We start from the raw sequence: 15,583 nt of genomic DNA on the forward strand, positions 1-15,583 counted from the left end.
TCCTTTACCGTTACCACCGGCTGTCATCAACTGAAGGTAATCGACAATAATCATTTTGATCCCGTGTTGGGAAGACAAACGTCGGGCTTTCGCTCTTAAATCGAAGATGGAAAGTGACGGCGTGTCATCGATGTATAAAGGAGCTTTTTCTAAGTCTTTTACTTTAGTGGACAATTGTTCCCACTCGTGTTTTTCCAATTTTCCGGTACGCAATTTTTCGGAAGACAAACCGGTTTCAGAGGAAATCAAACGGGTGATTAACTGTACGGAGGACATCTCCAAAGAGAACAATGCTACCGGTGCACCAAAATCAATGGCCATATTTCTGGCCATCGACAATACGAAGGCCGTTTTACCCATACCCGGACGTGCGGCAATAATAATCAAATCGGATGGTTGCCAACCTGAGGTTACTTGATCCAACTTTTCAAAACCGGTTGGAATACCGCTCAGTCCTTCTTTGTTGGCTATTTCTTCAATTCTTTTTTTGGCTTGGATGACCAAACTTTGTGCTGTTTCCGAGCTTCGCTTGATGTTGCCTTGCGTTACTTCGTAGAGCTTGGATTCGGCTTTATCAAGCAAATCGAATACGTCGGTGGATTCGTCGTAGGATTCCTCTATAATTTCCGAAGAAATTTTGATCAAACTTCTTTGGATATATTTTTGTAAAATAATTCTAGAATGGAACTCAATATGCGCCGACGAAGATATTTTTTGGGTAAGCTGAATCAGATAGAAATCGCCTCCCGCCAATTCCAATTTGCCGTTCTTTTTGAGCTGAGCGGAAACTGTTAACAAGTCGATAGGTTGCGAATCGGTGAATAACTGAAAAATTGCTTCGAAAATGTGTTTGTGAGCGTCTTTGTAAAAGGCATCGGGCTGAAGGATATCGATGACCTCATCCACCCCTTTTTTATCGATCATCATAGCGCCCAAAACCGCTTCTTCTAAATCGAGCGCTTGCGGTGGGAGTTTTCCTTTTTCTAAATTGATGATGGTAGTTTTATCTACTTTAATCGGGTTAATATTTCTAAGATTTTCCATGAAACGAAAGTAACCAATTTGGTCAAATTTATGAGATTGAGTTATTCAAAAACGATGTTTATAAGTTTGTTTTTTTGTTGATAACCCAAAAAAAATCCGAAACCATTGGGCTTCGGATTTGAGTTAAATTTTGTAAGAATTACTCCTTGAACTCGCCCATTTTGCTGTATTTATCCATCCTCTGCGACACTAATTCGTCTGTTGATAAATCTTTCAATTCATTAAAGGCTTTCATGATGTATTGCTCTACGGTTTTAAAAGTAGTTTCCTTGTCGTAATGAGCGCCGCCAAGCGGTTCCGGAATCACATCGTCTACTAACTTCATTTTTTTCATATCTGTAGAGGTTAGTTTTAATGCTTCGGCTGCTCTCTCTTTGTACTCCCAACTTTTCCATAAGATAGACGAACAAGATTCAGGAGAAATTACGGAGTACCAAGTGTTCTCCATCATTAATACTCTGTCACCTACTCCAATTCCTAATGCACCACCGGAAGCACCTTCACCGATGATTACACAAATGATAGGTACTTTTAAGCGAATCATTTCTAAAATATTACGAGCAATGGCTTCACCTTGTCCGCGTTCTTCCGCTTCTAAGCCCGGATAAGCACCCGGAGTATCAATTAAAGTTACTACAGGAATATTGAACTTTTCAGCCATTTTCATTAAGCGAAGTGCTTTGCGGTAACCTTCCGGACTAGCCATACCAAAGTTGCGCAATTGACGCATTTTGGTATTAATTCCTTTTTGTTGACCGATTAACATGAACGATTGACCGTCGATTTTACCCAATCCGCCTACCATGGCTTTGTCATCCTTGAAATTTCTATCGCCAAATAATTCCAAAAAAGTACCTTTGGTTAAGTTGGTAATGTGTTCTAAAGTGTATGGCCTGTTAGGATGACGAGACAACTGAACGCGTTGCCAAGCGGTTAGGTTTTTATAGATTTTTCTTTTAGTTTCCTCTAATTTTTTCTCTATTTGTTTGCAAGTGTTGGTCACGTCTACATCAGACTCCTGACCGATTAACTGGCATTTATCTAGTTGATCTTCTAATTCCTTGATAGGAAGTTCAAAATCTAAATATTCCATAGTATGTTAGTTTTGTTTTAACGAATAGCAAATATAAAATTTTAAATTGTGATAAAAAGCAATTCCGGCAGATTAGTTTTAAACATAGTTATGCGCTAAATTCACTGTTTTTTTCTGCTTTTGATGATGGCATTTAAGAGCACTGTCAGTAAAATAATGACTGCACCTACGTAGAAACCAAAGCTCATTTTTTCTTTCTCTTCAAAAATCAGAACGGCTAAAATGATGCCGTAAATCGGTTCCAGATTGATGGTTAACATAACGGTATACGGACTCAAAAACTTCATTACGGCCGTTGAGGCGATAAAGGCATAAGCCGTACAAACCGAACTCAATATCAACAGATATACTAGATTTTTCATAGATAGCTGGAAAAACTCAACTGAAAAACTACCGAAGAACAGTAATAAAAACGAAAAAAAGACTACACCACCACTGAGTTCATAGAAGGAGATTACCGTTGCATCGTATGATTTTACCAAGCGACTGTTGATAACGGCAAACAAAGCAGATAAAAAGGCTGAAGTCAAAGCCGTTACAATCCCGAGGAAATAATTACCTTCAACATTGAAGATAATATACAATCCGACCACTACCAATAATCCAAAGAACAACTCGTAAGGTACTATTTTTTTACCGTACAAAATAGGCTCTAAAATAGCAGCGAATAATGCTCCCGTTGACAAGCAAGCTAAGGTAATAGAGACGTTAGAGATTTTTATTGCATGGAAGAAAGTAAACCAATGCAGGGCGATGATGAAACCGGAGAACAAAAACTGTAGCAAGATTTTGGTCGGCACCCGCAACGGTAATTTTTTGTAATAGATGTAAATGGCAATAAAGCCTACAGCAAATAGCATTCTGAACCAAACCAAAGGCAAAGCATCCAGCGTTATCAGCGCACCCAAGATGGCTGTAAATCCCCAAATGAAAACAATTAAATGGAGATGCAAATAACTTTTCAGGTTATCGTTTGGCATTGCGTAATAGGTAAAGGGCTAAAATTCCGAAGACAATATTGGGTGTCCAAACGGCTAACATAGGCGGCGCTGTGGATTTCTCAGCTAAAACTCCGAAAACTTTATCTAAAAAGACAAACGCAAAGGCTAAAACAATTCCGATAGCCAAGTTCGCCCCCATTCCGCCGCGGCGTTTCATGGCTGAGACAGCTACCGCTATGATGGTTAAGATGAAAGCTGATACCGGAATACTGTACTTTTTGTAAAGTACCACCAAATACGTATTGATATTGGAGGAACCACGTGCTTTTTCTTTATCAATAAACTTGTGCAATTCGTTTAAAGGCAATGTTTCAGCTATGTACACTACCGGTGTTAAATCTTCTAAATCAAAATTGAAAATCGTATCTTTTTTTTCACCGGACTCTATGATGTCGCCCATGGCACCAACTTTGCGTTTGGTGTAATTGTATAGCGTATAATTCTTTTCTTTTTCGTTCCACTTGATTCTGCTGGCAATTAGTTTGTATTTTAACTGATCGCCTTCAAATTTCTCCATGGAAAAATTAAATGCCATTTTGGAAACCTCTTGAAAATTGCTCACAAAAATGTATTCGTCTTTACTAATTTGACGGAATACATCGGAGTTGTCTCTTACCTCATTTTGACCATTACCAACCAGGTATCGGTATCGGAAACTTTTAAATCCGGCGCTGGCACTCGGCACCAAATACACGCTCATTATCAAAGCGAAAATAGAAACAATAGTTGCCCCGATGATATATGGTCGCATAAAACGAGTAAAGGAGATGCCGGAGCTTAAAATGGCAATAATTTCAGTATTATTGGCCAGCTTGGATGTAAACCATATGACTGATAGGAACAAGAAAATCGGGAACAATAAATTGGCAAAATAGATGGTAAAGTCCATGTAGTAAAGTGCAATTTCTTTGAATGGCACCTTGTTTTCAATCATACGGTTGACTTTCTCCGAAACATCAATCACTATACCGATAGGTATGAACATCAGCAGCATTACAGAGAATGTGGCGAGATATCGTTTTAAGATGTATTTGTCTATTATTTTCAGCATCTTTTGTTGTATGTTGTGAGCTGTATGTCTCAAGTTGCTGTTCTTTAAAACCTAGAACTTACAACTTGGAACCTACACCTTTATAACCTTTGACTCATTTGTTTCACCATCATATCTTTCCAAGTTCTGAAATCACCGGCTATGATGTGTTTTCTGGCTTCTCGTACCAACCACATGTAAAATCCGAGGTTGTGTATAGTAGCGATTTGTTTGCCTAAAAACTCATTTGCGGCAAATAAATGTCGTAAATACGCTTTGGTGTATTCTGTATCCACAAAAGTATGTCCCATTTCATCAATCGGAGAGAAATCGGCTTCCCATTTTTTATTTTTGATATTGATGGTACCATTAGCGGTGAACAACATACCGTTTCTGGCATTACGGGTTGGCATCACACAATCGAACATATCAATGCCTAAAGCGATATTTTCCAAGATATTAATCGGCGTTCCGACACCCATCAAATACCTTGGTTTGTCTTGCGGTAAAATGGCAGTAACTACTTCAGTCATGGCGTACATTTCTTCGGCCGGCTCTCCTACCGATAAGCCACCGATAGCATTTCCTTCGGCACCGGCATTGGCGATGTATTCGGCTGATTGTTGGCGTAAATCTTTGTAGGTACTACCTTGAACAATGGGAAAAAAAGTTTGGTCGTAGCCGTATTTGGTTGGCACTTTCTCCAAGTGTTTGATACAGCGATCCAACCAACGGTGCGTCATGTGCATAGAGCGTTGGGCATAGCGATAATCACAAGGATAAGGCGTACATTCGTCAAAAGCCATGATGATATCGGCACCAATAGTGCGTTGGATTTCCATCACATTTTCGGGCGTAAATACGTGGTAAGAACCGTCGATATGCGACTTAAACTTTACGCCTTCTTCTTTAATTTTTCGATTAGCCGAAAGCGAGTACACTTGGTAGCCGCCGCTATCGGTTAAAATATTTCGGTCCCAATTCATAAACTTATGCAATCCACCTGCTTTTTCCAAAATATCGGTTTGCGGACGAAGGTATAAGTGGTAAGTATTTCCGAGAATGATATCGGGATTGATTTCTTCTTTCAATTCGCGTTGGTGTACACCTTTCACAGACGCAACAGTACCAACAGGCATAAATATAGGGGTTTCAATTACACCGTGATCAGTGGTAATACTACCGGCACGGGCACTTGAATTAGGATCTTTGGCTAATAAATCAAATTTCATAAAACGCTTTTACAGTCGGCAAAGATAAAAGATTTAGGATTTAGGATTTAGGATTTAGGATTTTATTTAACAGGTATTCCTAACCTTTATGGCGATAGTAAAAATCTTATTGTTACTTTAGACAACAAAAAAACGAAAAACAAATGACACAGTTGCCACCCTACGATTCTTTTCCGGAGATTCACAATGAGCTTGTTTTGTTGAGAGACATTTTAACTACGGAAGCGGAAGCCATCATTGACATTTCTTACTACTATGGTAAAAAAGCAACTACTACTGAAGATGTGCTACTGATGCTGGCTAAAATCCAAAAAGACTATACAGAAGGCAACGCTATCAACTGGGGAATAATCGAAACTACCAGTGGACAAATTGCAGGTTCCTGTGGCTATTACCGCGGATTTGAAAATGGTACCGGAGAATTAGGTTGTATTTTACTTGAGGAATTCAGAGGCAAAGGACTGATGACATCCGCCATGCAATTGGCCATCAGATTCGGATGGGAACAAATGAAACTCAATCGTATAATATCACTTACCAAAAAAGACAATACTAAAGCTATTCAACTCCTGAAACGTTTGGGTTTTGTTGCCACAGCCCACCTGGAAAATAACTATGTAGAATTTGAGCTTAAAAAGCCTAACAGTTAGATTTAGCTAAAAGCTTATTGACAATCCTTTGATAACTTGTTTTAAAATCATTTGCCTTCCTATAAAATTAGAAGTACTTTTGAGGCATAATTATACATCCTATATATAATGTCAAACACACAACATTTACAAGATTTTACAACCCAGGTCAGAAGAGACATTCTTCGTATGGTTCATGCCGTAAATTCGGGACATCCCGGAGGATCTTTGGGTTGTGCGGAATTTTTCACCGTATTGTACCAACACCAAATGCAACGCAAAGCAGGATTTGATATGAACGGTATCGGAGAAGATTTATTTTTCCTTTCAAACGGGCATATTTCACCTGTTTTTTACAGCGTTTTGGCGCGTAGCGGTTATTTTCCGGTATCGGAGTTGGCTACTTTCCGCAAACTAAACTCTCGTTTACAAGGCCATCCCACTACTCACGAAGGCTTACCAGGCGTTCGCATGGCTTCGGGTTCTTTGGGACAAGGTTTATCCGTGGCGATTGGTGCTGCACAAGCCAAAAAATTAAACGGTGACAATCACTTGGTTTACTCACTTCACGGTGACGGTGAACTACAGGAAGGTCAGAATTGGGAAGCCATCATGTACGCTTCTGCTAAAAAAGTGGACAATTTAATCGCTACGATTGATTACAACGGCCAACAAATTGACGGTTCTACGGATGATGTTTTGAGTTTGGGTAATTTAAAAGCCAAGTTTGAAGCTTTTGATTGGGACGTTTTAGAGATTACAGAAGGCAATAACATCGAGGCAATCAAGGCCGGTTTAGCTGAAGCGAAAAGCAGAACCGGAAAAGGAAAACCGGTTTGTGTGCTGATGCACACCGTTATGGGGAATGGCGTTGATTTTATGATGCACACACATGCTTGGCACGGAAAAGCTCCTAACGACGAGCAACTGGCTAATGGATTGGCACAAAATAAAGAAACCTTAGGCGACTACTAAAATTATGAAAAAATATACAAACACAGGAAGTAAAGATACCCGTTCCGGATTTGGGGCAGGAATGACCGAATTGGGACAAAAAAACGAAAACGTTGTGGCGCTTTGTGCCGATTTGATTGGATCGTTGAAATTTGACGATTTCAAAAAGAATCACCCCGAGCGTTTTTTCCAAGTAGGGATTGCCGAAGCGAATATGATTGGTATAGCAGCCGGATTAACCATAGGCGGTAAAATTCCGTTTACGGGAACTTTTGCCAATTTCTCTACCGGAAGAGTTTACGATCAAATTCGCCAATCAGTGGCTTACTCTGATAAGAACGTAAAGATTTGTGCCTCACACGCCGGATTAACTTTAGGAGAAGACGGTGCTACGCATCAAATTCTGGAAGACATCGGATTGATGAAAATGTTACCGGGAATGACGGTTATCAATACTTGCGATTACAACCAAACTAAAGCGGCTACTATTGCTTTAGCGGAACATCATGGCCCTGCATATTTGCGTTTCGGACGCCCTGTAGTGCCAAATTTCACACCGGCCGATGAACCGTTCATCATTGGAAAAGCCATCATGCTCAATGAAGGTACTGATGTAACTATCATTGCTACCGGACATTTGGTTTGGGAAGCTTTAATTGCTGCTGAAGCGTTAGAAGCTAAAGGAATTTCTGCAGAAGTTATCAATATTCATACTATTAAACCTTTAGATGACGAAGCCATTTTGAAATCGGTAGCTAAAACCGGTTGCGTAGTTACCGCTGAAGAGCACAATATTTTAGGTGGATTAGGCGAAAGCGTTGCCAGAGTGTTGGCTTTGAATACTCCGGCACCTCAAGAATTTGTTGCGGTTAATGACAGCTTTGGCGAAAGTGGTACACCGGAACAATTAATGGAAAAATACAAATTAAATCACCAAGCCATAACAGAAGCTGCAGAGCGAGTGATCAAAAGAAAATAATTGCTCTATAATATAAAAAGAAAAGCCGCTAAAATTAGCGGCTTTTTTTTATTGATTATGATTACATAGATTGGAAAGGTGTCTTTTCTTGCCATCGCTACAGAGCGGAATATCAGCAAACGGATAAGGGGCATTGGTTAGTGGATTTTTAATTTCACTGGAGGTAGTGAAGTAATCACCATCATCGTCGATGTCCAAGAAGTCCGGCGAGCCGTCACCATCAGTATCATCAGGATTACTTACACCCTGTCCCAACACTCTAACATAACCATCAGGCACACCATTGATTACTGTTGTAGAACCATCTGCATTAACAATCACTGAGTTAAGGTCTTCTAAGTAAGAAGGTATACCATCATTATCATTATCTACCCTTTGGATTTCGTATAGTTTAAAACTAAAAATCAATGGAGAGTAAGAAGGAATCGTTCCGGAAGAATTGTTGTAATAACCTAATCCGGAAGGAATAAACATAATACCGGCTCCAAAGTTAGCATAAGACAAAGTACCATCAGGATTAGCGCTGTAAGTTCCGGTTTTGAACTTTGGAAATATTTCCGACCAACCTTTAATTAAAGTAGATAGTGTTAAATAATTTTCAGGTGTTATAGTTTCTTCAAATTCCTTCAAAGAAATTTTTTCTATCTCCTGCTCATTGATGGTTTCTTTCTTGGTGTAAATGTAGCTACCTCTGTAGGAAGTTAAAACGCGATCTACATTACAAGGTGAATTACTGGTTGTCCCGGATCCTTGGCGCAATTGAATATAGTAAATTTTATAAGTGATATCGTCTTGGGATACATAATGAGCTTGTAACGGATAATCCGTTTGATTCCAAACAGAAGTTTGTGTTCCGCCTTCCGGTATTTCATAAAAAGACACATCTTGGTCTTCTGTATTACCCGGACTGTTGGTTACCTCCATGTAATGCGTTTGCAAAAACTCTTCAATATTGGCTAAATCAGTAGCAAACTGTTCTGCATAGTCACGTTTTGGAGCAACTGTATTACTATCACTTTTAGAACATGAAGCAGCAAAAATTACTGTAACAAAAAACAAAGCTACCTTAGAAAAATTATTCATTTTTATTCTATTTTTGAGCTCGCAAGATACAATATTGATTTATTTTTGTGAACTATTTAACGTTGATTTTGTAAAAAAAATGAGAGTAGACAAATATCTTTGGTGTGTGCGTTATTACAAAACCCGAAACATGGTTACTGAAGCTTGTCGAAAAAATCAAATCACCGTCAACGGTCAAGTGGCTAAGCCTTCTCGAGAAGTTTTTCCTATGGACAAAATTACTTTCAGAAAAGATCAAATTACCTACGTTATTACCGTTTTGGATATTCCTTTGAATCGCGTTGGCGCTAAATTGGTTGACATCTACAGAAAAGATGAAACACCGCCTGAAGCTTTTGCTCACTTGGAGATGCTTAAACTATCCAAAGAACACTACAGAAAAACTGGAGTCGGAAGGCCTACGAAAAGAGATCGCAGGGATCTTGACAACTTTGACTTGGACAATGATTATTAATCAAAATTGGTAACTAACGATTTAGTCAACAATCCGATACAGCGCTGAAAAATTGACTATCTAACTACTTTTTTGGTGATTATTTGTCCGCTATCAGACTCTATCTGAATCAAAAGAACCTCGTTACTCAATCCGCCGTTAACAACCGTTTGATTGGAATCTATTGATTGTAAATCGAATAACAAACGTCCTCTTATATCAAATACTTTTACCGATTTCATAATAATCTTACCGGTATTAACTACAAAATTTTGTTCAGAATTTTTATAGACCACTACCTGATTAGCTGTGAAATCGGGGTTTAAAACTCCCAACAATTGCGACTCAAATCTAATCTTAAATCGGTCATCAAAAGTTCCCGAAGGAGTAGTAAATTCATAGTCTCCGGCTTTTAAATCATGGATAATATTGAATTGAGTATCCTCTAAATAAATATTTTGATTGTTAAATAAACCGTCAAAACTTGATATCCTAATTTTGTATACTCCGGAAATTGTAGATTTAAATCCTAATGGAATTACATCTGTTGGGAGAAATGGCAAAGCTTTTCCTTGAATTGACAGCTTTTTACCTTCATGAGGAACGTATAATGCAACAACATTACCTACATCAACCATTTCACCATCAAAACCTCTGTCCATTCCGGTATTGGTTGCATTTTCTATATATGCAACTAACGTTTGTTTAAAAGCTCCTTGATTATTGTAAACATCTAACCAAAAACGGTGTCGCTCCAAACCAACAGCGTTTTGAGTTGTTTGATTACTCATCCTGAAAAATTGGTCGTTATTACCTGTAATTCTCATACTGTTCTTGAATAAAATTGTTCCTGAAGACAATCCTTTCACAAAAAATCCTTGTCCGGAGGCAATCTTACCATTAGGCACACTGGTATTTAAACCCGGATTAGCAGCTGAAGAACCCGTGCCTACCCCACCAGAGTAGTTATACATTGCATAATCTCCCGCATTATAAACATTGTTAGTTATTGGAGTATTATGTGTCCATAAATATATGGTTGCATCAATTAACGGAATATTTGCAGGGTCAGACAAAAATGCATCTGCACTCAATGCACTAGGGTAAGGATTTCCAATCAGATTAAATTGATTTGCATTACCTATAACCGACAAAGTGATATCTCCGGTATTGGGCACTCCTATAAATGATCCGTTAAAATTATTTGCTGTTGTAACATTAAAAGGGGAAACATCCGGAGCTCTGACTAAATACCCTTTACCGGGTATCATTGGAACATTAGTTGTTGCATAAGCCCAATTGTTTATCAAAGGATTGTAATAGAAAAACATTGAGCTTGAAGGCGAGAATGATATTAAGGTTTGCGGAGCAACAGGAGTTGACCAATAAACATAATCAAATCTTTTTATTGGAGTGCTTATTCTTTTGTAGGTTATATTGCCGGTGTTCGAGAAAGGCAGTCCTAAATTATTGAGAGAGTTTACTTGAACTAAACTAGAATTATTTTCAAAGATTAGGCTACCTCCTACTATTTTAACATCGTTTTGAACGTTCAAAGTGTGACCGGAATTAATTACAATATCCCCGGATAACACCTCAACTGAACAAGCTTCTAAATCACCAGTTGAAGAAAAATTAGAATCTCCACAATCGAACACAACTTTAGTATTAAAATTAGGCAACCCATTACTCCAAGATACGCCATCCCAACGCGTTGTGGGGTATGCTATTGATACAAAGTTGGAATAAACAACAGGACAAGATCCATTTTGCATAACTGCACGGTAATAACGTGTTCCGGAAAATGTTCCAATACTACTAGACGTTAGTACAGCAGTTGTATTAGCAATTGACGTTAAACCTGTGGTAAAAGCAGAATCGCTTGCATATTCCCAACGCACAATACTTCCCCCAGAAAAGCCTGTCAAAGTTAAATCTGAGGCCTGCCATGTGGCACAAATTAATTGATCACTGGAAAGTACTCCAGCGTTAGGCGTTGGAGTAACTGTGATATTAGTAGTTGAACTTGCTGAACAACCATTGGATCCAACTACACTTCCTGTATAAATTGTTGACACGTTAGGCTTCGTGTAAACAGTACCTGTTGGTGTACCGGCAATGTAAGGTATTGATGCCGCTGCATCAAAATAAAGTGCCGTTGGTGGATTCCAAGTTACTTCTACTGCTAAATTTCCGGTAATGCTAACATTGTCAATCGCCCATCCAAAGTCCCAAGTAGCATCATACAAAAATCTTATCTTAACATTGGCAAGTCCTACATAAGCATTCATATTGATATTGGCATTACTAAAACTTGAGGGTGACCCCTGATTAGAAAGATAATTGCCAACAATAATCCAACTCACGCCTCCATCAGTTGACACTTCAACTCTTGCCTTATTTCCGGGTATATATCTTAAAAAATGAAAAAAGCTCAACGTTGCGCTGGTATAACCGGATAAATTAATAGAGGGAGATTCTAAATAGGTAAGAGTTCTGTTGGTTCCCGGACTTCCCTGTGCGTCAGAATTTGTCAAATAAAATTGAGAAACGTCGTTACTATTCATTGTGATATTCCAATAGGAACTTGAATAAGCATATGGACTTGGTCTTAAAGTCCAAGCTGCATTAGCTACAATTCCACCAACTGATGCATTAATTTTAGTCCAATTATTAGTAGGCGCATTGAAGTTTTCGCTAAAAATAACTACCGGTGTAGACAAATCTAAACTGGCATTTAAAGTTTGTATGGCTCCTTCACACAGAGTTGTAGAGGCAGGAACAATTGCAATTGCCGGAGGATCAGGATTAACTGTTACCGCATAAGAAATTACAGTTGAACACAAACCTCCTGAAGATTGAGATGCTGTTAAGATATAATTTGTAGTAACTAATGGACTAAAAGTAAAACCGGAATTAACATTTCCTGTTAAACCAACAGTAGTATTCCAAACAAATGTATCATAAGATTCAAACCCTGTCAGAGTTACGAGCCCAACAGATTCTCCCTTACAGATAGTTGAAGAAGTAGCACTGAAAGATATTGGCGGTGGTGCAGTAACGGTTGCAGTAACAGGTGTTAATAAAGATCGACAAATATTCGACAACTTCCAATTGTATGCGTAAAAGAAGAAAGTATTATCATAGTCATTCCCGGTAATATTTGCTATTGATGATGTATAAGGGTATGAAGCATTATCAATGTTTCCAATCAAGCCGGAAGCAGGCAATGTTTCAAAATACAGAAAGTAATTCCCTACAGCCAAATCTAAACCCAGCGAAATAGTTTGTGGAGTGTTTCCTCCGGCGACATTGGTGGTATAATTGTAAGATGCAACTATAACATTTACTGCGTTTCTAATTTCAATTGTTCCATTCTGACCTGCAGTCATCGGATAGATATCAAAAGATTGTAGCGTTGTGGCAGCTGTTACTGAAAATCCTATCAATGTTTGTACCGCTTGTGTCCCTAATGATCCTCCTTGAATGGATGGTGAAATAGGTCCTAAACTTACCAGTCCACCCGGAGCCTTAGATTGTGCATAAAAGACCGTAGTGGTTGATAACGTTGGAGTAACAAAAGTAGTCCCTGTAGATAATAAAGTTGTTCCAGATGAGTCAGAATACCATTCAATAGTTGATCCGGGAGCTCCAATAGCCTGTAAACTGGTAGAACCACCTCCGCACAATGTTCCGGATGTAACACTCAAAGGAAGCGCAGCAGCACAATCAGTACTAAAAGTTTGAATAGTACTCCAAATACTCTTATCGGTAGTACCGCAATTTCCTCGTACCCAAACATAGTATAAAGTAGCCGGAGCCAATCCGGAAACTGTAGCTGTAGTAGTACCAAATCCAACTACTGAACTTGGAATAGTAGAAAAACCAGGGGTTGTATTTGATGTACTAACATAAATTTCATAACCTTCTGATGGTTCCGGAACTGAGGCAGACCAAGTAATAACCGCTGAATTACTGGTAACCGTTAGCACAGACAAATCAGTTGGTTCATAACAAGTTGGAGACACAATGATACTGATATCATCAATCAATATTTTACTCTGATTAGCAAAACTGTACCCTTGAAATCCAATATAGTAAATATTATCGGCTACCGGAGTAAAATCTACTGTAGCTGTTTGGTATACGGTATTCTGAAAATTTAACAAATCCAATATGGTATTGTTCATGCCACTTTCACTCGCGCCAGTCCCCAAACGAACTCTCAAATTCTCAGAATATATTCCTGTACTTTGAGTGTTGTATTTAAACTTTAAACGATAAGTAACACCGGCAGTTAGATTTAATCCCGGAGAAAAAAACCAATCATCAGAATCGGCACTGGAACTTGTATCCAAATGTAAAGCATTCGGATTGGATGAAGGTTGTACATTTTGTGTACTCCATGTGTTTAAATCCGAATTGTTGTCCGCTACCGTAAAACAACTTGGCAATGAATTTAAGGCAGTAGAATCAAAATTCTGAAAATAAGGTATGTTGTATGCCCCGCAAACAGTGGTACAAGTGGCTGTTGCACTATTAACATTACAAGTTAAACCAACAGCTCTAACTCTGAAATAATATGTAGTTAAAGGAAGTAAACCAGAAATCACTAAATTGGTTGATCCTGATGAGGATGCTCCGCTAAAAGAAGGTAATAATGCTGTAAATGTACTGTTGGTAGATACATCGATAAGGTAGTCTGTTGCTCCAGCAACTGCTGTCCATGACGCGGTAAAAGAATTACCTTCTACAGTAGAGGCTGTTAAACCTGTCGGTGCTGCAATACAAGTTGTTTTAGAAGCTGTAATCATAGCTCCTAAGTTATAATATGGCCCTCCTAAACACCCGGCATTGTAAGGAATAACCCAGTAGTAATAGGTTGTGTTTGGCGTCAAAGCTGTTTGTGTAAAAGTAGTGGCATTAGTAACACTCAAAACCGTGTAAATGCCAGATATTACATTTGATACAGCCCAATAAGTTCTATTCGGCACATCAGAAACAGTCGGAGGAGTATTGACAGTACTTCTCAAAATTAAATAATTAGTAGGTGCCGGACTGGCAGCGGTAAAACTATTGCCTGTAAAAGAAGTTGATGTCACACCGGTATTTCCAACAACCAAAGAAGTTGGTCCGGCAGTAGGTGTTGTGCAAGGTAAGGGCGGTGTGTAGGTATACTTTAAACCACTATTGGGATATTCGGTAATACTAGTCCTAACAGTGCTGGAATTAGCTGTACCGTTTACTGTCTTTCCAAACCACGAAGCATTGGTATTCACACCGGTTTGCAATCGGTTTTGAACATCTCTTTGGGTAAAATTATTTGATGCTCCCCTAATCCCAACTTGTGCATTTAGAACCGTAACATCATCAGGAGCACATACTCCATAAGAGAATTCGATTGTGTTACTAGTTTCATTCAATCTAATCTGAAAATTGAAGTTCCCTGTTTTAGACTTCCTTCTGACATTACTCCATTGAACAACGAAAGTTCTGTTTGGGGCAGAACCGATAGTTTGATAAGCAATATTGTCCGTTGTAGCAATCAAATCAAGACCTAAAGCACTAATCGTTCCTCCATTAGTAAAAACTGTTGCAACACTTAAAGGAAGATAATTATTAGCGGTTGGTTGAACTCCAAATGATATATAACCATTAGGACTGATGAAGCATTGGGTTTGTGTTATGCCATCATAAACAAAATCAAACCCCAAAGTGGCCTGAAAAGCTGATCCCGGAGTATGATCATCCCAAGGTGCTGTGTAGGCAACCGAAGGACTAGTTAAAGCATTGTATACAGCATTTGATTCACTAAATGAATAAGTGGCAACTTGCGCTTTGGTTGTTTGATAAAAGCAAAACAACACTATGACACCAACCAAATCAATCCATCTTTTTTTATACTTAAAACCAAATCCTTTTCTAAAAAACATACAAATCAATAGGTATAATTCAACGTGAAGCAATAACGAAATTTAAAATCAAAACAAAAAATAATTATCATAAATCAGTAAAAACCAGCCCAATAGATAATCACTGGTAAATTTAAAGCAAAACTTTAAATTGTTAGGTAATTAAAAAAAATTGTTTTAAATAATCGTCAAA

11 protein-coding genes are annotated in these 15,583 nt (G+C 38.5%); 4 read left to right on the plus strand and 7 right to left on the minus strand.

Features of this window, described 5'->3' with window-relative positions; genetic code table 11:
- The 5 genes from Q0M21_RS04915 to tgt form a co-directional block, all read right to left on the minus strand.
- On the minus strand, window positions 1–1,044 hold a 1,044-nt coding region (locus Q0M21_RS04915; protein WP_295335255.1), incomplete at its 3' end, for a replicative DNA helicase.
- Window positions 1,045–1,183: 139 nt separating this feature from the next.
- Window positions 1,184–2,137, minus strand: a complete 954-nt coding sequence (locus Q0M21_RS04920) for an acetyl-CoA carboxylase carboxyltransferase subunit alpha (protein WP_295335257.1) — start codon at window positions 2,135–2,137, stop codon at window positions 1,184–1,186.
- A gap of 101 nt (window positions 2,138–2,238) precedes the next feature.
- Entirely contained in the window at window positions 2,239–3,117 is an 879-nt protein-coding gene (locus Q0M21_RS04925) for a DMT family transporter (RefSeq protein WP_295335259.1), read from the minus strand.
- Window positions 3,104–4,189 (minus strand): LptF/LptG family permease, encoded by a 1,086-nt coding sequence (locus Q0M21_RS04930; protein ID WP_295335261.1) that lies wholly within the window; start codon window positions 4,187–4,189, stop codon window positions 3,104–3,106. The genes Q0M21_RS04925 and Q0M21_RS04930 overlap by 14 nt, the downstream gene beginning before the upstream one ends.
- A gap of 80 nt (window positions 4,190–4,269) precedes the next feature.
- On the minus strand, window positions 4,270–5,400 hold the full coding sequence (tgt, locus tag Q0M21_RS04935; RefSeq protein ID WP_295335263.1) for a tRNA guanosine(34) transglycosylase Tgt: 1,131 nt from the start codon (window positions 5,398–5,400) through the stop codon (window positions 4,270–4,272).
- Window positions 5,401–5,543: 143 nt separating this feature from the next.
- On the opposite strand from tgt, the gene Q0M21_RS04940 reads away from it, so the two are divergent.
- The 3 genes from Q0M21_RS04940 (at window position 5,544) to Q0M21_RS04950 (ending at window position 7,962) form a co-directional block, all read left to right on the plus strand.
- Window positions 5,544–6,050, plus strand: coding sequence for a GNAT family N-acetyltransferase (locus Q0M21_RS04940; protein WP_295335264.1), 507 nt, complete (start codon window positions 5,544–5,546; stop codon window positions 6,048–6,050).
- A 108-nt stretch (window positions 6,051–6,158) separates the two neighbouring features.
- Window positions 6,159–7,004 (plus strand): transketolase, encoded by an 846-nt coding sequence (locus Q0M21_RS04945; protein WP_295335265.1) that lies wholly within the window; start codon window positions 6,159–6,161, stop codon window positions 7,002–7,004.
- A gap of 4 nt (window positions 7,005–7,008) precedes the next feature.
- Window positions 7,009–7,962 carry a transketolase C-terminal domain-containing protein gene (locus Q0M21_RS04950; RefSeq protein WP_295335267.1) on the plus strand — a complete coding sequence of 318 codons (954 nt, stop codon included), beginning with the start codon at window positions 7,009–7,011 and terminating at the stop codon, window positions 7,960–7,962.
- 48 nt (window positions 7,963–8,010) lie between these two features.
- Here Q0M21_RS04950 and Q0M21_RS04955 read toward each other — a convergent pair whose 3' ends face one another.
- Entirely contained in the window at window positions 8,011–9,045 is a 1,035-nt protein-coding gene (locus Q0M21_RS04955; protein WP_295335269.1) for an FKBP-type peptidylprolyl isomerase, read from the minus strand.
- A gap of 79 nt (window positions 9,046–9,124) precedes the next feature.
- Between Q0M21_RS04955 and Q0M21_RS04960 the strand changes: the two genes are divergently transcribed.
- On the plus strand, window positions 9,125–9,499 hold the full coding sequence (locus Q0M21_RS04960; protein ID WP_295335271.1) for a S4 domain-containing protein: 375 nt from the start codon (window positions 9,125–9,127) through the stop codon (window positions 9,497–9,499).
- A 56-nt stretch (window positions 9,500–9,555) separates the two neighbouring features.
- On the opposite strand, the gene Q0M21_RS04965 is transcribed toward Q0M21_RS04960, so the two are convergent.
- The gene (locus Q0M21_RS04965; RefSeq protein ID WP_295335273.1) at window positions 9,556–15,411 is read right to left on the minus strand and encodes a fibronectin type III domain-containing protein; all 5,856 of its coding nucleotides are present in this window, start codon (window positions 15,409–15,411) and stop codon (window positions 9,556–9,558) included.
- Window positions 15,412–15,583: the final 172 nt, after the last annotated feature.

The organism is Flavobacterium sp., from assembly GCF_024710485.1.
Taxonomy (GTDB): domain Bacteria; phylum Bacteroidota; class Bacteroidia; order Flavobacteriales; family Flavobacteriaceae; genus Flavobacterium.

Excerpts from the sequence above, each read along its gene's own strand:
- Q0M21_RS04920 (WP_295335257.1), bottom strand. The coding sequence starts at position 2,137 with ATGGAATATTTAGATTTTGAACTTCCTATCAAGGAATTAGAAGATCAA.
- Q0M21_RS04925 (WP_295335259.1), bottom strand. The coding sequence starts at position 3,117 with ATGCCAAACGATAACCTGAAAAGTTATTTGCATCTCCATTTAATTGTT.
- Q0M21_RS04930 (WP_295335261.1), bottom strand. The coding sequence starts at position 4,189 with ATGCTGAAAATAATAGACAAATACATCTTAAAACGATATCTCGCCACA.
- tgt (WP_295335263.1), bottom strand. The coding sequence starts at position 5,400 with ATGAAATTTGATTTATTAGCCAAAGATCCTAATTCAAGTGCCCGTGCC.
- Q0M21_RS04940 (WP_295335264.1), top strand. The coding sequence starts at position 5,544 with ATGACACAGTTGCCACCCTACGATTCTTTTCCGGAGATTCACAATGAG.
- Q0M21_RS04945 (WP_295335265.1), top strand. The coding sequence starts at position 6,159 with ATGTCAAACACACAACATTTACAAGATTTTACAACCCAGGTCAGAAGA.
- Q0M21_RS04950 (WP_295335267.1), top strand. The coding sequence starts at position 7,009 with ATGAAAAAATATACAAACACAGGAAGTAAAGATACCCGTTCCGGATTT.
- Q0M21_RS04955 (WP_295335269.1), bottom strand. The coding sequence starts at position 9,045 with ATGAATAATTTTTCTAAGGTAGCTTTGTTTTTTGTTACAGTAATTTTT.
- Q0M21_RS04960 (WP_295335271.1), top strand. The coding sequence starts at position 9,125 with ATGAGAGTAGACAAATATCTTTGGTGTGTGCGTTATTACAAAACCCGA.
- Q0M21_RS04965 (WP_295335273.1), bottom strand. The coding sequence starts at position 15,411 with ATGTTTTTTAGAAAAGGATTTGGTTTTAAGTATAAAAAAAGATGGATT.